Here is a 13,149-nt window from a genome sequence, read left to right on the forward strand (position 1 = left end):
GTAGCCCCTTTTTTCTGTCCCTACATGTGGAAGGTTCCCGTGACTCAGAAGCCCGACCAGTGTCTTGGTGAGTGGATCGATCGTGAAGCTCTTGCTGAAGCGATGATCCCGCTTATCGGTCAGCTCTACCGCAACAACAACGTGGTGAGCTCGATCTATGGCCGTAGCCTGATCAACCGTTCGGTTATCTCGATCCTCAAAGCCCACCGCTTTGCGCGTCACCGTCAAACCGACGAGACCGAACTGTCCGTCCACGAGACATTCCCCCTGCTCAAGGCCATGAGCGAGCTGAAACTGGGCGCCGCTTCGGTCGACCTGGGCAAGCTGGCCAACAAGTTCAAGCAGGAAGGCAACGGCCGCAGCGCCGAGCAGTTCGTGCGTGAAGAGCTGGCTGAAGTGGTTGGCCAGCAGAACGCTTCGGCGCGTAAGGGCACCGACGTCGTGCTGTACGGCTTCGGCCGCATCGGCCGCCTGCTGGCGCGCATCCTGATCGAGAAAACCGGTGGCGGCGACGGCCTGCGCCTGCGCGCCATCGTCGTGCGCAAAGGCGCCGAGAACGATCTGGTCAAGCGTGCCAGCCTGTTGCGTCGTGACTCGGTGCACGGCCCGTTCGATGGCACCATCACCATCGATGAAGCCAACAACACCATCACTGCCAACGGCAACCTGATCCAGGTGATCTACTCCAACGATCCGGCCTCGATCGACTACACCCAGTACGGTATCGAAAACGCCCTGCTGGTCGACAACACCGGTAAATGGCGTGACGCCGAAGGTCTGGGCCAGCACCTGCAGTGCAAAGGCATCGAGCGCGTGATCCTCACCGCACCTGGCAAGGGCGCGCTGAAGAACATCGTTCACGGCATCAACCATGGCGACATCGCCGCCGATGACAAGATCATCTCGGCTGCCTCCTGCACCACCAACGCCATCGTGCCGGTGCTCAAGGCTGTCAACGACCAGTACGGTATCGTCAACGGTCACGTCGAAACCGTTCACTCGTTCACCAACGACCAGAACCTGATCGACAACTTCCACAAGGGCAGCCGTCGTGGCCGCGCCGCGCCGCTGAACATGGTCATCACCGAGACCGGTGCCGCCACTGCCGCCGCCAAGGCCCTGCCAGTGCTCAAGGGCAAGCTGACCGGCAACGCCATTCGCGTGCCGACGCCGAACGTCTCGATGGCCATCCTGAACCTGAACCTGGAAAAGGCCACCAGCCGCGACGAAATCAACGAGTACCTGCGCCAGACCGCCATGCACTCGGAACTGCACAAGCAGATCGACTACGTCAGCTCCCAGGAAGTGGTTTCGACCGACTTCGTGGGTTCGCGCCACGCCGGTGTGGTCGATGCCGAAGCCACCATTTGCAACGACAACCGTGTTGTCCTGTACGTCTGGTACGACAACGAGTTCGGTTACAGCTGCCAGGTGGTTCGCGTGATGGAAGAGATGGCCGGTGTGAACCCGCCAGCGTTTCCGCGCTGATCCGCTTGTAAGGCAATGAAAAAACGGGAACCTTCGGGTTCCCGTTTTTTTTGGCCTGCATTTATTGTGTTTGTACCGACCTTATCGTCAGTCAGCTGGCTGACGATAAGGTCGGTGCAGGCAATCGAGAACCCAACCTTGCGTACAGCCCTTTTGTTCATCCTGATGCTCCTCACCGCCTGCGACCAGGGGCCGACCCTGGAGCGCCTGAGCGGCCCGACCATGGGCAGCAGCTACAGCATCCAGTACGTTCGCGAACCCGGCGGCCCGGCGCCTGCGCAGGTGCAGGCAGCGGTCGAGACCCTTTTGCAGGGCGTCGACCAGCACTACTCGACCTACCGGGGCGACTCCACCGTCAGCCGCTTCAACCAGCTCCCGGCCAACCAGTGCTTGGCACTGCCGCCTGACATGCTGGAGTTGGTCGCCCTCGGTCAGCGCCTCGCCGAACAGAGCGCGGGAGCCTTCGACCTTACGGTCGAGCCGCTGCTCGACCTCTGGGGCTTCGGCCCGCAGGCCCGGGCCGAGCAGGTGCCGGACCCGCAGGCTCTGGCCCAGGCTCGCCAGCGTGTGGGTTATCGCCACCTGCACATCGATGGCCAGGCCCTGTGCAAGGATGCCCCGGTGCAAGTGGACTTCAACAGCATCGCCGCTGGCCATGCGGTCGACCTGATCGCCGAGCGCCTGCGCGCCATGGGTATCGGCAACTTCATCGCCGAGGCCACCGGGGAGCTCAAGGCGGTGGGCCACAAGCCCGATGGCAGTGCCTGGCGCATCGCCCTCGAACTGCCCCGTGAAGATCGCCAGATTGCCCGCCAGATCATTCCCGTCAACGGCCTTGCCGTGTCGACCTCGGGTGACTATCGCCACTATTTCGAGCAGAATGGCCGCCGCTATTCGCACACCTTCGATGCGCGTCTCGGGCGCCCGGTCGATCACAGTCTCGCGGCAGTCACCGTGCTCGATGCCTCGGCCCTGCAAGCGGACGGTTATTCGACCCTGCTGTTGATTCTTGGGCCTGAGCGCGGTTGGGACTTCGCCGTGGCTCATGAGTTGGCGGCGGTATTGGTGACTCGGGCAGAGGGTGGCTTCGTCTCCCGAGCTACGCCTGCGTTCGAACGGGCGGTGAAAGGCGAGTGAAAGCACAAGGACGGATGATCGGCGCCACGGAGTCGGTGAACGACATGTAGTGCAGGCAAAAATAGCCTACGACGCGACCAAGGGTTAATGTTCGCGGCGTTCACGCTTGATTAGACTGCACCCGAATTTTTTCATGGCGCCTCGGCGGCATGATCGAGCCCCGCGAGCCACCGTGACCCGCGGGCCAGTTCTGAAGGAGTACGCATGGCTGTCTACAACTACGACGTAGTGGTGCTGGGTTCCGGCCCGGCCGGAGAAGGCGCGGCAATGAATGCCGCCAAAGCAGGGCGCAAGGTGGCAATGGTCGACAGCCGTCGTCAGGTCGGCGGCAACTGCACCCACCTGGGCACCATCCCGTCCAAGGCACTGCGTCACTCGGTGCGGCAGATCATGCAGTTCAACACCAATCCGATGTTCCGCGCCATCGGTGAGCCACGTTGGTTCTCCTTCCCGGACGTGCTCAAGAGCGCCGAGAAAGTGATTTCCAAGCAGGTCGCGTCGCGTACCGGCTACTACGCCCGCAACCGTGTCGATGTCTTCGTCGGCACCGGCAGCTTCGCCGACGAGCAGACCGTCGAGGTGGTTTGCCCCAACGGCGTAGTCGAGAAACTGGTGGCCAAGCACATCATCATCGCCACCGGCTCGCGCCCGTACCGCCCAGCCGACATCGACTTCCACCACCCACGCGTCTACGACAGCGACACCATCCTCAGCCTGAGCCACACCCCACGCAAGCTGATCGTCTACGGTGCCGGTGTCATCGGTTGCGAATACGCCTCGATCTTCAGCGGTCTTGGCGTACTGGTTGAGCTGGTCGACAACCGTGGCCAGCTACTGAGCTTCCTGGACTCGGAAATTTCCCAGGCGCTGAGCTATCACTTCAGCAACAACAACATCACCGTGCGCCACAATGAGGAGTACGAGCGGGTCGAGGGCCTGGACAACGGTGTGATCCTGCACCTGAAGTCGGGCAAGAAGATCAAGGCCGACGCCTTGCTGTGGTGTAACGGCCGTACCGGCAACACCGACAAGCTGGGCCTGGAAAACATTGGCATCAAGGTCAACAGCCGTGGCCAGATCGAGGTCGACGAGGCCTACCGGACCAGCGTACCTAACATCTACGGTGCCGGTGACGTGATCGGCTGGCCGAGCCTGGCCAGTGCCGCCCACGACCAGGGCCGTTCGGCGGCCGGCAGCATCGTCGACAACGGCAGCTGGCGCTTCGTCGATGACGTGCCGACCGGTATCTACACCATTCCGGAGATCAGCTCGATCGGCAAGAACGAGCAGGAACTGACCCAGGCCAAGGTGCCGTACGAAGTGGGCAAGGCCTTCTTCAAGAGCATGGCCCGTGCGCAGATCGCCGGTGAGCCGCAGGGCATGTTGAAGATCCTGTTCCACCGTGAAACCCTGGAGATCCTGGGTGTGCACTGCTTCGGCTACCAGGCTTCGGAGATCGTTCACATCGGTCAGGCGATCATGAACCAGCCAGGTGAGCAGAACAATCTGAAGTACTTCGTCAACACCACGTTCAACTACCCGACCATGGCCGAAGCCTATCGGGTAGCTGCCTACGACGGCCTGAACCGGCTTTTTTGAGCGGCTCCGGCCGGTGGCCTGAGCCGGTCGGGGAGACCGATTTCAGCCCTACCCGAGGGTGGTCTTGGCCAAACCGGGAAAGTCTGTAATCAGGCTGTCCACGCCAAAATCAGCGAGCCGGCGCATCAGTGCCGGCTCGTTGACCGTCCACACCGATACGTGCAAGCCCTGGTTCTGCGCTTTGATCAGACGCTCAGGGGTGCACAGCGTCCAGTTGAGCGCCAGCATTTCGCAGCCGTAGTTCTGCGCGACCTTCAGCGGGTCGAGCCAGGCGTACTCGGCGACCAGGCCGCGCTTCACGTCCGGGACCAGTTCCTGTGCGGCGCCCAGTACTTCGCGTGAACTCGAGGTGATGGTTACCTTGTCCAGCATGCCGTATTGCTGGGCCAGCTCGCGAATGGCCAGCACGGTGGTGGCGGCGCGGGTGCGCGATGCGCTTTTCACTTCCAGTTGCCAGTGCTCGAAGGCGCATTTCTCGAACAGCTCTTCCAGGCGCGGGATAGGGCAGGGCTGCACATGGCCAGGGCCACCTTTACGGGCATCGTAGGTAACCAGTTCGTCAGCGGTGTGTTCCACCACTTTGCCCCGTCGTCCGGTCGTGCGCTTGAGGGTGGGGTCGTGGATGACCATCAACTCGTTGTCGGCGGACAGGTGCAGGTCCAGTTCGCAGCGGGTGACGCCGTGGGACAGGCACTGGCGGAAGCTGGTCAGGGTGTTCTCGGGTGCTTCGCCCTTGGCGCCGCGGTGGCCATAGATCAGGGTCACGTTCGTTCCTTCAGTTCAAAAGAGTGTCAGGCTCAGGAGGAGGGTGGGTTCTGTTCCAGCTGCTGGCGCCGTTGCTGCTGCTGGCGCTGCAGGATGTAGCGGGCCAGCAACTGGCGCTGGGCGTCGGTCATGTCGGTGAATTCGGTGCCAACCTCGTAGGTGCCGTCCGGTCGAGGATCGCAATGGGTCACCCGGCCTCGCAGCAACAGGCCATGGGCGCGGGGCATGAGCACCATCTTTACCTTCACTCGCGTGCCAGGGGCGATGTGCTTGGCCTGGGCGAATTCGATGCCCCCTTCGGAGATGACCACTGCCTGAGGCTTGCCGATTTCACCGATCAGGGTCTGCGCAACCACGGCGCTGAGCAGGTCCAGGCGTTTGTTCTGGGCGCGCAGGAAGGCGGCCAGGGTGCGGTCCTTCTCGCTCAGCTGGCGCAGCAGGTGCTGGGACTCGAAGTCGGACAGGTGCAGTTCGCTGAGCAGGTTGAACAGCGGGGACTCATCTTGCAACAGTTCTGTCTCAAGGGCTTCGGCCGCGCTCAAGGGACTGATTTCCAGTGCGATCCGGTCTTCGATGCGGTAGTATTCGCGGCGATCTTCTTCGTCTAATGTCGTCATGGCGAACCCATGGTAGCGGCGGTGGTCCGAGTGTAAAGCCGCCGTAGGCGCCTCGCCACAAGGACGTTCCCTTTCATCCGAACAAGCCCCGACATGTTCAGACCTCTTTTCGCATTCATCGGTACGCGTTACACCCGTGCCAAGCGCCGCAATCACTTCGTCTCGTTCATTTCCCTGACCTCGATGATCGGCCTCGCCCTGGGCGTGGTGGTCATGATCGTGGTGCTTTCGGTCATGAACGGCTTCGACCACGAGATGCGTACCCGCGTGCTGGGCATGATTCCCCACGCCACGCTCGAAAGCGGCCAGCCCGTCAACGACTGGCCAGCCCTTGCCAAACAAGTAAAGCAGAATCCGCAGGTGGTGGCAGTTGCGCCCTATACCCAGATGCAGGGCCTGCTGACTCACGATGGCAAGGTGCAGAAGGTTTTGCTCAATGGCATAGACCCTGCGCGCGAGCGTGAGGTGTCGATCATCGACAACTTCATCCTGCAAGGGCGCCTGGAGCAACTGGCGCCGGGCGAGTGGGGCATCATGATCGGCGACAAGGCTGCGGCAAAGCTGGGGGTGGCCATCGGCGACAAACTCACCTTCGTCGCCCCCGAAGTCAGCGTCACGCCGGCCGGCATGTTCCCGCGCATGAAGCGCTTCACCGTGGTCGGCACCTTCCACGTCGGCGCCGGCGAGATCGATGGCTACCTGGGCCTGACCAATATCGCCGACCTGTCGCGCCTGCACCGCTGGAAGGCCGACCAGGTGCAGGGCCTGCGCCTCAAGTTCGACGACCTGTTCCAGGCCCCGCGCGTGGCCTGGGAGATCGCCCAGCGCCTGGGTGACCAGGAATTCTACAGCCGCGACTGGACCCGCACCCACGGCAACCTGTACCAGGCCATTCGCATGGAAAAAGCCATGATCGGCCTGCTGTTGCTGCTGATCGTGGCCGTGGCGGCATTCAACATCATTTCGACCCTGGTGATGGTGGTCAACGACAAGCGCGGCGATATCGCCATCCTGCGTACCCTCGGTGCCACGCCGGGGCAGATCATGGCCATCTTCATGGTCCAGGGCACGGTGATCGGGGTGATCGGCACCTTGATCGGCGCCGTGGTCGGGATTATCGCCGCGCTCAATGTCAGCGCGGTGATCGCCGGCATCGAGAAGCTGATCGGGCACAAGTTCCTCAACGCCGATGTGTATTTCATCGATTACCTGCCGTCGCAGATCCAGGCCAATGACGTGTACATGGTCTGCGGTGCGGCGCTGGTCCTGAGTTTCTTCGCCACCCTGTACCCGGCCTGGCGTGCGGCCCGCACCCAGCCTGCAGAGGCGCTACGTTATGAGTGAGTCGCGCATGAGTGATAAAGCCGTTCTGAGTTGCCGCAACCTGGGCAAGTCCTACGAGGAGGGCCCGGAGTCGGTGCAGGTGTTGTCCGGGTTGAACCTCGAACTGCATGCCGGTGAGCGGGTGGCCATCGTCGGCAGTTCCGGCTCGGGCAAGAGTACCTTGCTCAACCTGCTGGGCGGGCTCGACCGGCCCACCCAAGGCAGTGTCTGGCTGGCCGGCGAAGAACTGTCGGCGCTGGGCGAGCGTGCCCGTGGCCTGCTGCGTAACCGTGAACTGGGCTTCGTCTACCAGTTCCACCACCTGTTGCCCGAGTTCACCGCCATGGAGAACGTGTGCATGCCGCTGCTGATCGGCCGCACGCCCATACCCGAGGCCCGCGAGCGCGCCGAGGCTTTGCTCAAGCGCGTTGGCCTGAGCCATCGTCTGCATCACAAGCCGGCCGAGCTGTCCGGCGGCGAGCGTCAGCGCGTGGCGATCGCCCGAGCCCTGGTCAATCGCCCGGGCCTGGTGATGCTCGACGAGCCGACCGGCAACCTCGATCACCACACCGCCCAGGGCATCCAGGAGCTGATGCAGGAATTGTCCAGCGCATCCAAGACGGCGTTCCTGGTAGTGACCCACGACCTCAATCTGGCGCGTCAGATGGACCGCGTGCTGAAGCTCGACGATGGCCACCTGGTAGCGATCTGATCGGCGTGCCTGGGGCGGCCTGAGCCGCCCCGCAACTTATTCATTGGGTGTTTTCGTACATGTTCAGACCCTTGCCCTTGTTCATCGGTGCTCGCTACACCCGTGCCAAGCGCCGCAACCATTTCATCTCGTTCATCTCCATGACATCGATGATCGGCCTGTCCCTGGGCGTGCTGGCGATGATCGTGGTGTTGTCGGTGATGAATGGCTTTCAGCGCGAGATGAGCTCGCGCATTCTCGGTTTAGTACCCCATGCGGCGATCCTTGGCGTGCAGCCGCTGGACGACTGGCGCAAGGCGGCCGATGCCGCGCTGAGCAATCCTGCGGTGATGGCCGCTGCGCCTATCACGGAAATGGAAGGCATGCTGTCGTACAAGGGCGCCATGCAGCCGATCCAGGTCAGCGGTATCGACCCCGCCGAGGAGGGCAAGGTGTCCATCGTCGGCCAGCACATCGTCCAGGGGCGTTTGCAGGACCTTGAGCCAGGAGAATACGGGGTGGTGATCGGTGAGCTGACCGCGCGTCGCTTCCGTCTCAATACCGGCGACAAGCTGACCCTGATCGTCCCGGAAATCAGCAAGGAACCGGGCGGTATCACCCCGCGCATGCAGCGGTTGACCGTGGTCGGTATCTTCAAGGTCGGTGCCGAGCTCGATGGCTCGCAGGCCTACATGCATGTCGCCGATGCCGGCGAAATGCAGCACTGGGCCGCGGGCCAGGTCCAAGGGGTGCGCCTCAAGCTGCATGACCTGTATGCCGCGCCCCAGGTGTCCAAGGCCATCGCCGCCAGCCTGGGCGATGCCTACCGCGCCGACGACTGGTCGCACACCCAGGGCAGCCTGTTCAGCGCCATGAAGATGGAAAAGACCATGATCGGCCTGTTGTTGCTGATGATCATCGCAGTGGCGGCGTTCAACATCATCGCCACACTGGTGATGGTGGTGAACGACAAGGGGCCGGACATCGCCATTCTGCGTACCCTGGGCGCCACGCCCGCGCAGATCATGGGCACCTTCATGGTTCAGGGCAGCCTGATCGGTATCGTCGGAACGCTGATCGGCGGTGTGCTCGGGGTGATTGCCGCAATCAACGTCAGTCAGATCGTCGGTTGGTTGGAGCGGGTCAGCGGGCAGCACATCTTCACCTCGGATGTGTACTTCGTCAGCAGCCTACCGTCCGAGTTGCAGTGGGGGGATGTGGCGATCATCTGCACGGCGGGGTTGGTGATGAGTTTCCTGGCGACCATCTACCCAGCGTATCGGGCGTCGCAGGTGCAGCCGGCTATTGGGCTCGCTGTCTGAAATCGGGTTGGTGCTAGGGGGCGTTTTGCGCCCCTTTCGTTGCGCAAGGCCGCTCCCGGGATTCACTGCCGGGCGCTGAATTCGATCACGAACCGCGTCCACCCATCCGTACACTCCGCCCGAATGGTCCCGCCATGGGCCTGTACGATCGACCGGGTAATCGCCAATCCCAGCCCGGCATGTTCGTTATTGCCTTCCCGCCGTGCCGGGTCCGCGCGGTAGAACCGATCGAACAGCCGAGGCAACACCGCCGCCTCTATCGGCGTTCCCGTGTTGGCGACGCAAAGGCGTAGCCCTGGCTCCAACGTCACTTGTATCTGCCCACCGGCGGGTGTGAAGCGCAGGGCATTGTCCAGCAGGTTGGACAGCGCCCGCCGCAACATATGGCGGTCGCCCTGTAGCATCGCTTCACCGTCGCGCTGCATCCGCACCTCGACGTCCTCGGCCAGCGGTGCGTAATACTCCAGCAGGGCATCCACTTCGTCATGCAAGGCCAGCGGCGTAAGGCCGGGTACCAACAAGCCATGGTCGGCTTTGGCCAGGAACAGCATGTCGTTGACCATCTGCGCCATCCGTTGCAGCTCTTCCAGGTTGCCATGTAGCGCCTCCCGGTAGTCTTCTAGGCTGCGCGGGCGGGTGAGGGTGACCTGGGTGTGGGTCAGCAGGTTGGACAGCGGTGTACGCAGTTCGTGGGCGATATCGGCGGAAAACGCCGACAGCCGCTGAAAGGCGTCGTCCAGGCGCTGCAACATGGCGTTCACGGTGCTGGCCAGCTCTGCCAACTCATCTGGCATCTGCTCGGCGGGCAAACGGGTAGTCAGCGAGCGTGCCGACACACTGGCTGCGACCTGGCCCATTTGGCGCAAGGGCCGCAGTCCACGGCGCGCAGCCCAGGCGCCGAGCAGCGCGGTGGCCAGCGCCGAAAGACCGACAGTGAGCCATATCAGGCGCTGCATGCCTTGTAGAAAATGCTGGTGGTGGGTGATATCGAGGAACAGCGTCAGGCGCGCAGCGTGCCGGTCGCCTGCGCTCAAGGGGGCTGTGAGGCTGCGGTAATCCATGCCGTTGGCATGCAAGGTGGCCAACCCGGAAGGCAAGGGTGTTTCGGGCAACGCCGACTGGCTGTCGAACCACAGCGTACCATCCTGGCCCTCTACGCGTAGGGCGAGGTCCGACTGGTGGCTGAGTTCGTTGCGCAAAGCAGGCTCGCGTGCGCGCAGATCGCGAGCGTCGTTCACGCCGGCCAGTTGGGTGCGAAACAGCGACAGGCGCGACTCCAGCAACTGCTGGTCCAGTTCGATGAAGTGCTGCCGGCTGGCGTGGCTGAACAGCAAGCCTGCGCCCAGGGAAACCGCTGCGGTACAGGCGGCGAAAAGGAGTGCCAGGCGGCTGCTCAGTGAAACCGGGCGCATCAGTCGTGGCGCTCTTCGAGTACATAGCCCATGCCGCGCACGGTATGGATCAACTTATTGCCATGCGGGTCGTCGATCTTCAGGCGCAGGCGGCGGATCGCGACTTCGATGATGTTGGTATCGCTGTCGAAATTCATGTCCCAGACTTGCGAGGCGATCAATGACTTGGGCAGCACCTCGCCCTGTCGGCGCAGCAGCAATTCCAGTAGCGCAAACTCCTTGGCGGTCAAGTCGATGCGCTGGCCGGCGCGTTCTGCACGGCGGCGGATCAGGTCCAGGCGCAGGTCGGCCAGGCTCAGTGAGGTGTCCTGGGCGGGGTTGGCGCCCCGGCGAAGCAAGGTGCGCACCCGGGCCAGCAGCTCGGAGAAGGCGAAGGGCTTGACCAGGTAATCGTCGGCGCCCAGCTCCAGGCCGTGGACCCGATCCTCGATGGCGTCGCGTGCGGTGAGGAACAGCACCGGTGTGTCCAGGCCGGCTTGGCGTACGGCCTGCAGAATTTGCCAGCCATCGCGTCCTGGCAGCATCACATCGAGAATCAGCAGGTCATGGTCGCCAGTCAGCGCCATGTGCTGACCGGTGTCGCCATCGGCGGCCAGCTCGGTGGCGAAGCCTGCTTCGCTGAGGCCCTGGCACAGGTACTGACCGGTGCGGGCCTGGTCTTCGACGATCAGCAGTTTCATGCATTGTCCGTGTTGGCTGAAGGGGGCCTGTAAATGATACGTGACGATGTGTCCGCTCGGCCAAGCTGACGAAGTTGTAATCTTCCCGTCAGCCAACCGCCAGTCATTGCTTCCTGTTCCCGTCAGGTCGTCGGCCATCGAGTGACAAGAGCCCCAAGGCGAGGCGCAAAAACGGTAGACTAGGGGCATTTCGAACCTTCAGGTCAGTTTCCATGCATCCCGCCGCCGAACATTCCCCGCTGGGCAAGTCCAGCGAATACATTGCCACCTATACCCCTTCGCTGCTGTTTCCGATTCCGCGTACCGCCAAGTGGGCCGAGTTGGGCGTAACCGCCCAGACGCTGCCATGGCAAGGTGTGGATTTCTGGAACTGCTTCGAGCTGTCCTGGCTGCTGCCGTCGGGCAAGCCGGTGGTAGCGATTGGCGAGTTCGCCATTGCGGCCGATTCACCGAACATCATCGAGTCCAAGTCGTTCAAGTTGTACCTCAACTCGTTGAACCAGACGGTATTCGAGTCGATTGCCCAGTTGCAGGCGTGCCTGGTGAAAGACCTCTCCGCTGCCGCCGGCAAACCGGTGGGTGTGCAGGTGCGCACCTTGGCCGAAGTCGAGGCGCAAGGCGTGGTGGCGTTGCCTGGGCAGTGCATCGATGCGCTGGATGTCGCTATCCACAACTACGAGCAGCCCCAGCCGGAACTGTTGCATTGTGACCCTGACCGGGTGGTGGAGGAGACGCTACACAGTCATTTGCTCAAATCCAACTGCCCGGTGACCGGCCAGCCTGACTGGGGCAGCGTGGTGGTCGAATACAAGGGCAAGGCGCTGGATCATGCCAGCCTGCTCACTTATCTGATCAGCTTCCGCCAGCATGCTGACTTCCACGAGCAGTGTGTGGAGCGGATCTACCTTGACCTGAAGCATCTGCTCGAGCCTGAGCATCTGACGGTCTATGCGCGCTATGTGCGCCGGGGCGGGCTGGACATCAACCCGTATCGCAGCACGGGTCCGGTCAGTCCGCAGAACCTGCGGTTGGTGCGTCAGTAAGTCTAGGACTGCTTTACGCCCTGGTGGAGCCGGTTTGCCGGCGATGGGCCGCGCAGCGGCCCTCGCTTCTTCAGATACCCATACTGTGCAGCGAGTTGGCGATACTGCGCAGGGTCGCGGTCAGATCCGGGTGATCGGCCTCGAAACGCTCGATCGCCAGATTCACTCCATCCACCAGGTTGTGGTCTGGTGTCGCTTCCTCAAGCTTCAACTGCGCCTCGATCTGTCGCGCCTCTTCATGCAGGGCGGCCAGTTCCTCATCCGAAAGCGGCACGTTTCGATCCAGTTGCTCGCGCAGGCTGTTCAGTCGCTCTTGCAATTCGCGGGCAGGCATTGGTTGTTCTCCATCAATGGCTTGGCAAGGCATGGACCTCGGCGACGGGGCAAAGGTTCTCGCCTGTCTTCAAGCGTAATCCACTTGCCCACGCTTTGCATGACCCGCATCAACGGTGCTGTATCAGGGTTTTTCGCCTTTGCGTCGGCGCTGGGCGATGTCGACCAGGCAGGTGTCCAGCGCTTCGAGGTGGTCGATGACCGAGTGCACGCCAAGGTCGAACAATGCCAGGGTCGCCCTACCGCGGGCCAGTTCCTGCTCGTGCAGGCTCATGGCTTGCCAATCGCTGGAGGCAAGGTCGCAGGATGGGCTGCAAGCAGCCAGGCCGACGGTCCACAGGCCGGCGTTGAGGCCTGATTGCAGCAGCCGGGGTTCACCGCTGACCAGTACGCAGCCTTCCAGGCGCGGGCTACCCAGGCACATCAGCGCCTGCCAGCAGGCATTCGGTGCAGGCCATTGCGCGCCATTGGCCCCATGGCCAGGCAGCCATTGCGGAAGCACACTGGCCAGGTGCTTGCTCTGGGCTACGCTCTGCTCATCGAGCCAGATGCATGGCACTTGCCGGCGCCGCAAGCCGGCCAGGGCATCGAGCGCGCCAGGGGCGGGCAGGGGGCTGCCGTTTCGAGCCTGTACCAGGCAATTGCGCAGGCCGAACAGCACAGCGGTGAAGGCAGGTGCATCATGCATGGCAACGTCCCTGAAATAGTCCGCAGGCTAGGGCGCGAATGTTACGGCCCA

13 protein-coding genes are annotated in these 13,149 nt (G+C 62.7%); 7 read left to right on the forward strand and 6 right to left on the reverse strand.

Features of this window, described 5'->3' with window-relative positions; translation table 11 throughout:
* The first annotated feature begins 24 nt into the window (after positions 1-24).
* From P3R38_RS08005 to sthA, 3 genes are all read left to right on the forward strand, one after another.
* Complete coding sequence (locus tag P3R38_RS08005; protein ID WP_041925454.1) at positions 25-1,488, forward strand: glyceraldehyde-3-phosphate dehydrogenase; 1,464 nt, start codon at positions 25-27, stop codon at positions 1,486-1,488.
* A gap of 138 nt (positions 1,489-1,626) precedes the next feature.
* Positions 1,627-2,625, forward strand: a complete 999-nt coding sequence (locus tag P3R38_RS08010; RefSeq protein WP_027906771.1) for an FAD:protein FMN transferase — start codon at positions 1,627-1,629, stop codon at positions 2,623-2,625.
* 204 nt (positions 2,626-2,829) lie between these two features.
* Positions 2,830-4,224, forward strand: a complete 1,395-nt coding sequence (gene sthA, locus P3R38_RS08015; RefSeq protein WP_023379587.1) for a Si-specific NAD(P)(+) transhydrogenase — start codon at positions 2,830-2,832, stop codon at positions 4,222-4,224.
* Positions 4,225-4,272: 48 nt separating this feature from the next.
* Here the strand turns inward: sthA and P3R38_RS08020 are convergent, their stop codons facing one another.
* Positions 4,273-4,989, reverse strand: a complete 717-nt coding sequence (locus tag P3R38_RS08020) for a glycerophosphodiester phosphodiesterase family protein (RefSeq protein WP_023379588.1) — start codon at positions 4,987-4,989, stop codon at positions 4,273-4,275.
* Between the two features lie 32 nt (positions 4,990-5,021).
* A complete protein-coding gene (locus P3R38_RS08025) occupies positions 5,022-5,606 on the reverse strand; it encodes a PilZ domain-containing protein (RefSeq protein ID WP_023379589.1) in 585 nt (194 codons plus the stop codon).
* A gap of 93 nt (positions 5,607-5,699) precedes the next feature.
* Between P3R38_RS08025 and P3R38_RS08030 the strand changes: the two genes are divergently transcribed.
* From P3R38_RS08030 to P3R38_RS08040, 3 genes are read left to right on the forward strand one after another with little or no spacing between them, the layout of a single operon-like run.
* Positions 5,700-6,950, forward strand: coding sequence for a lipoprotein-releasing ABC transporter permease subunit (locus P3R38_RS08030; protein WP_023379590.1), 1,251 nt, complete (start codon positions 5,700-5,702; stop codon positions 6,948-6,950).
* A 7-nt stretch (positions 6,951-6,957) separates the two neighbouring features.
* Positions 6,958-7,641: a lipoprotein-releasing ABC transporter ATP-binding protein LolD gene (lolD, locus tag P3R38_RS08035; RefSeq protein WP_177325244.1), complete on the forward strand. Its 684-nt coding sequence runs from the start codon at positions 6,958-6,960 to the stop codon at positions 7,639-7,641.
* Between the two features lie 59 nt (positions 7,642-7,700).
* On the forward strand, positions 7,701-8,942 hold the full coding sequence (locus P3R38_RS08040; RefSeq protein WP_023379592.1) for a lipoprotein-releasing ABC transporter permease subunit: 1,242 nt from the start codon (positions 7,701-7,703) through the stop codon (positions 8,940-8,942).
* Positions 8,943-9,004: 62 nt separating this feature from the next.
* On the opposite strand, the gene P3R38_RS08045 is transcribed toward P3R38_RS08040, so the two are convergent.
* Entirely contained in the window at positions 9,005-10,357 is a 1,353-nt protein-coding gene (locus tag P3R38_RS08045; RefSeq protein ID WP_277687200.1) for a heavy metal sensor histidine kinase, read from the reverse strand.
* Complete coding sequence (locus P3R38_RS08050) at positions 10,354-11,034, reverse strand: heavy metal response regulator transcription factor (RefSeq protein ID WP_023379594.1); 681 nt, start codon at positions 11,032-11,034, stop codon at positions 10,354-10,356. Before P3R38_RS08050 ends, P3R38_RS08045 begins: the two co-directional genes overlap by 4 nt.
* A gap of 212 nt (positions 11,035-11,246) precedes the next feature.
* On the opposite strand from P3R38_RS08050, the gene queF reads away from it, so the two are divergent.
* Positions 11,247-12,077, forward strand: coding sequence for an NADPH-dependent 7-cyano-7-deazaguanine reductase QueF (queF, locus tag P3R38_RS08055; RefSeq protein WP_023379595.1), 831 nt, complete (start codon positions 11,247-11,249; stop codon positions 12,075-12,077).
* 70 nt (positions 12,078-12,147) lie between these two features.
* Here the strand turns inward: queF and P3R38_RS08060 are convergent, their stop codons facing one another.
* Together P3R38_RS08060 and P3R38_RS08065 are read right to left on the reverse strand one after the other, a co-directional pair.
* Complete coding sequence (locus tag P3R38_RS08060) at positions 12,148-12,411, reverse strand: DUF4404 family protein (RefSeq protein WP_015269548.1); 264 nt, start codon at positions 12,409-12,411, stop codon at positions 12,148-12,150.
* 123 nt (positions 12,412-12,534) lie between these two features.
* Positions 12,535-13,098, reverse strand: coding sequence for a phosphonoacetaldehyde phosphonohydrolase-related protein (locus P3R38_RS08065; protein ID WP_277686978.1), 564 nt, complete (start codon positions 13,096-13,098; stop codon positions 12,535-12,537).
* Between the last annotated feature and the right edge of the window lie 51 nt (positions 13,099-13,149).

It is taken from the genome of Pseudomonas sp. NyZ480, assembly GCF_029537255.1.
GTDB classification, from domain to species: domain Bacteria; phylum Pseudomonadota; class Gammaproteobacteria; order Pseudomonadales; family Pseudomonadaceae; genus Aquipseudomonas; species Aquipseudomonas taiwanensis.

Coding starts and splice junctions, on each gene's coding strand:
- P3R38_RS08005 (WP_041925454.1), top strand. CDS start 25: ATGTGGAAGGTTCCCGTGACTCAGAAGCCCGACCAGTGTCTTGGTGAG.
- sthA (WP_023379587.1), top strand. CDS start 2,830: ATGGCTGTCTACAACTACGACGTAGTGGTGCTGGGTTCCGGCCCGGCC.
- P3R38_RS08025 (WP_023379589.1), bottom strand. CDS start 5,606: ATGACGACATTAGACGAAGAAGATCGCCGCGAATACTACCGCATCGAA.
- P3R38_RS08030 (WP_023379590.1), top strand. CDS start 5,700: ATGTTCAGACCTCTTTTCGCATTCATCGGTACGCGTTACACCCGTGCC.
- lolD (WP_177325244.1), top strand. CDS start 6,958: ATGAGTGATAAAGCCGTTCTGAGTTGCCGCAACCTGGGCAAGTCCTAC.
- P3R38_RS08040 (WP_023379592.1), top strand. CDS start 7,701: ATGTTCAGACCCTTGCCCTTGTTCATCGGTGCTCGCTACACCCGTGCC.
- P3R38_RS08050 (WP_023379594.1), bottom strand. CDS start 11,034: ATGAAACTGCTGATCGTCGAAGACCAGGCCCGCACCGGTCAGTACCTG.
- queF (WP_023379595.1), top strand. CDS start 11,247: ATGCATCCCGCCGCCGAACATTCCCCGCTGGGCAAGTCCAGCGAATAC.
- P3R38_RS08060 (WP_015269548.1), bottom strand. CDS start 12,411: ATGCCTGCCCGCGAATTGCAAGAGCGACTGAACAGCCTGCGCGAGCAA.
- P3R38_RS08065 (WP_277686978.1), bottom strand. CDS start 13,098: ATGCATGATGCACCTGCCTTCACCGCTGTGCTGTTCGGCCTGCGCAAT.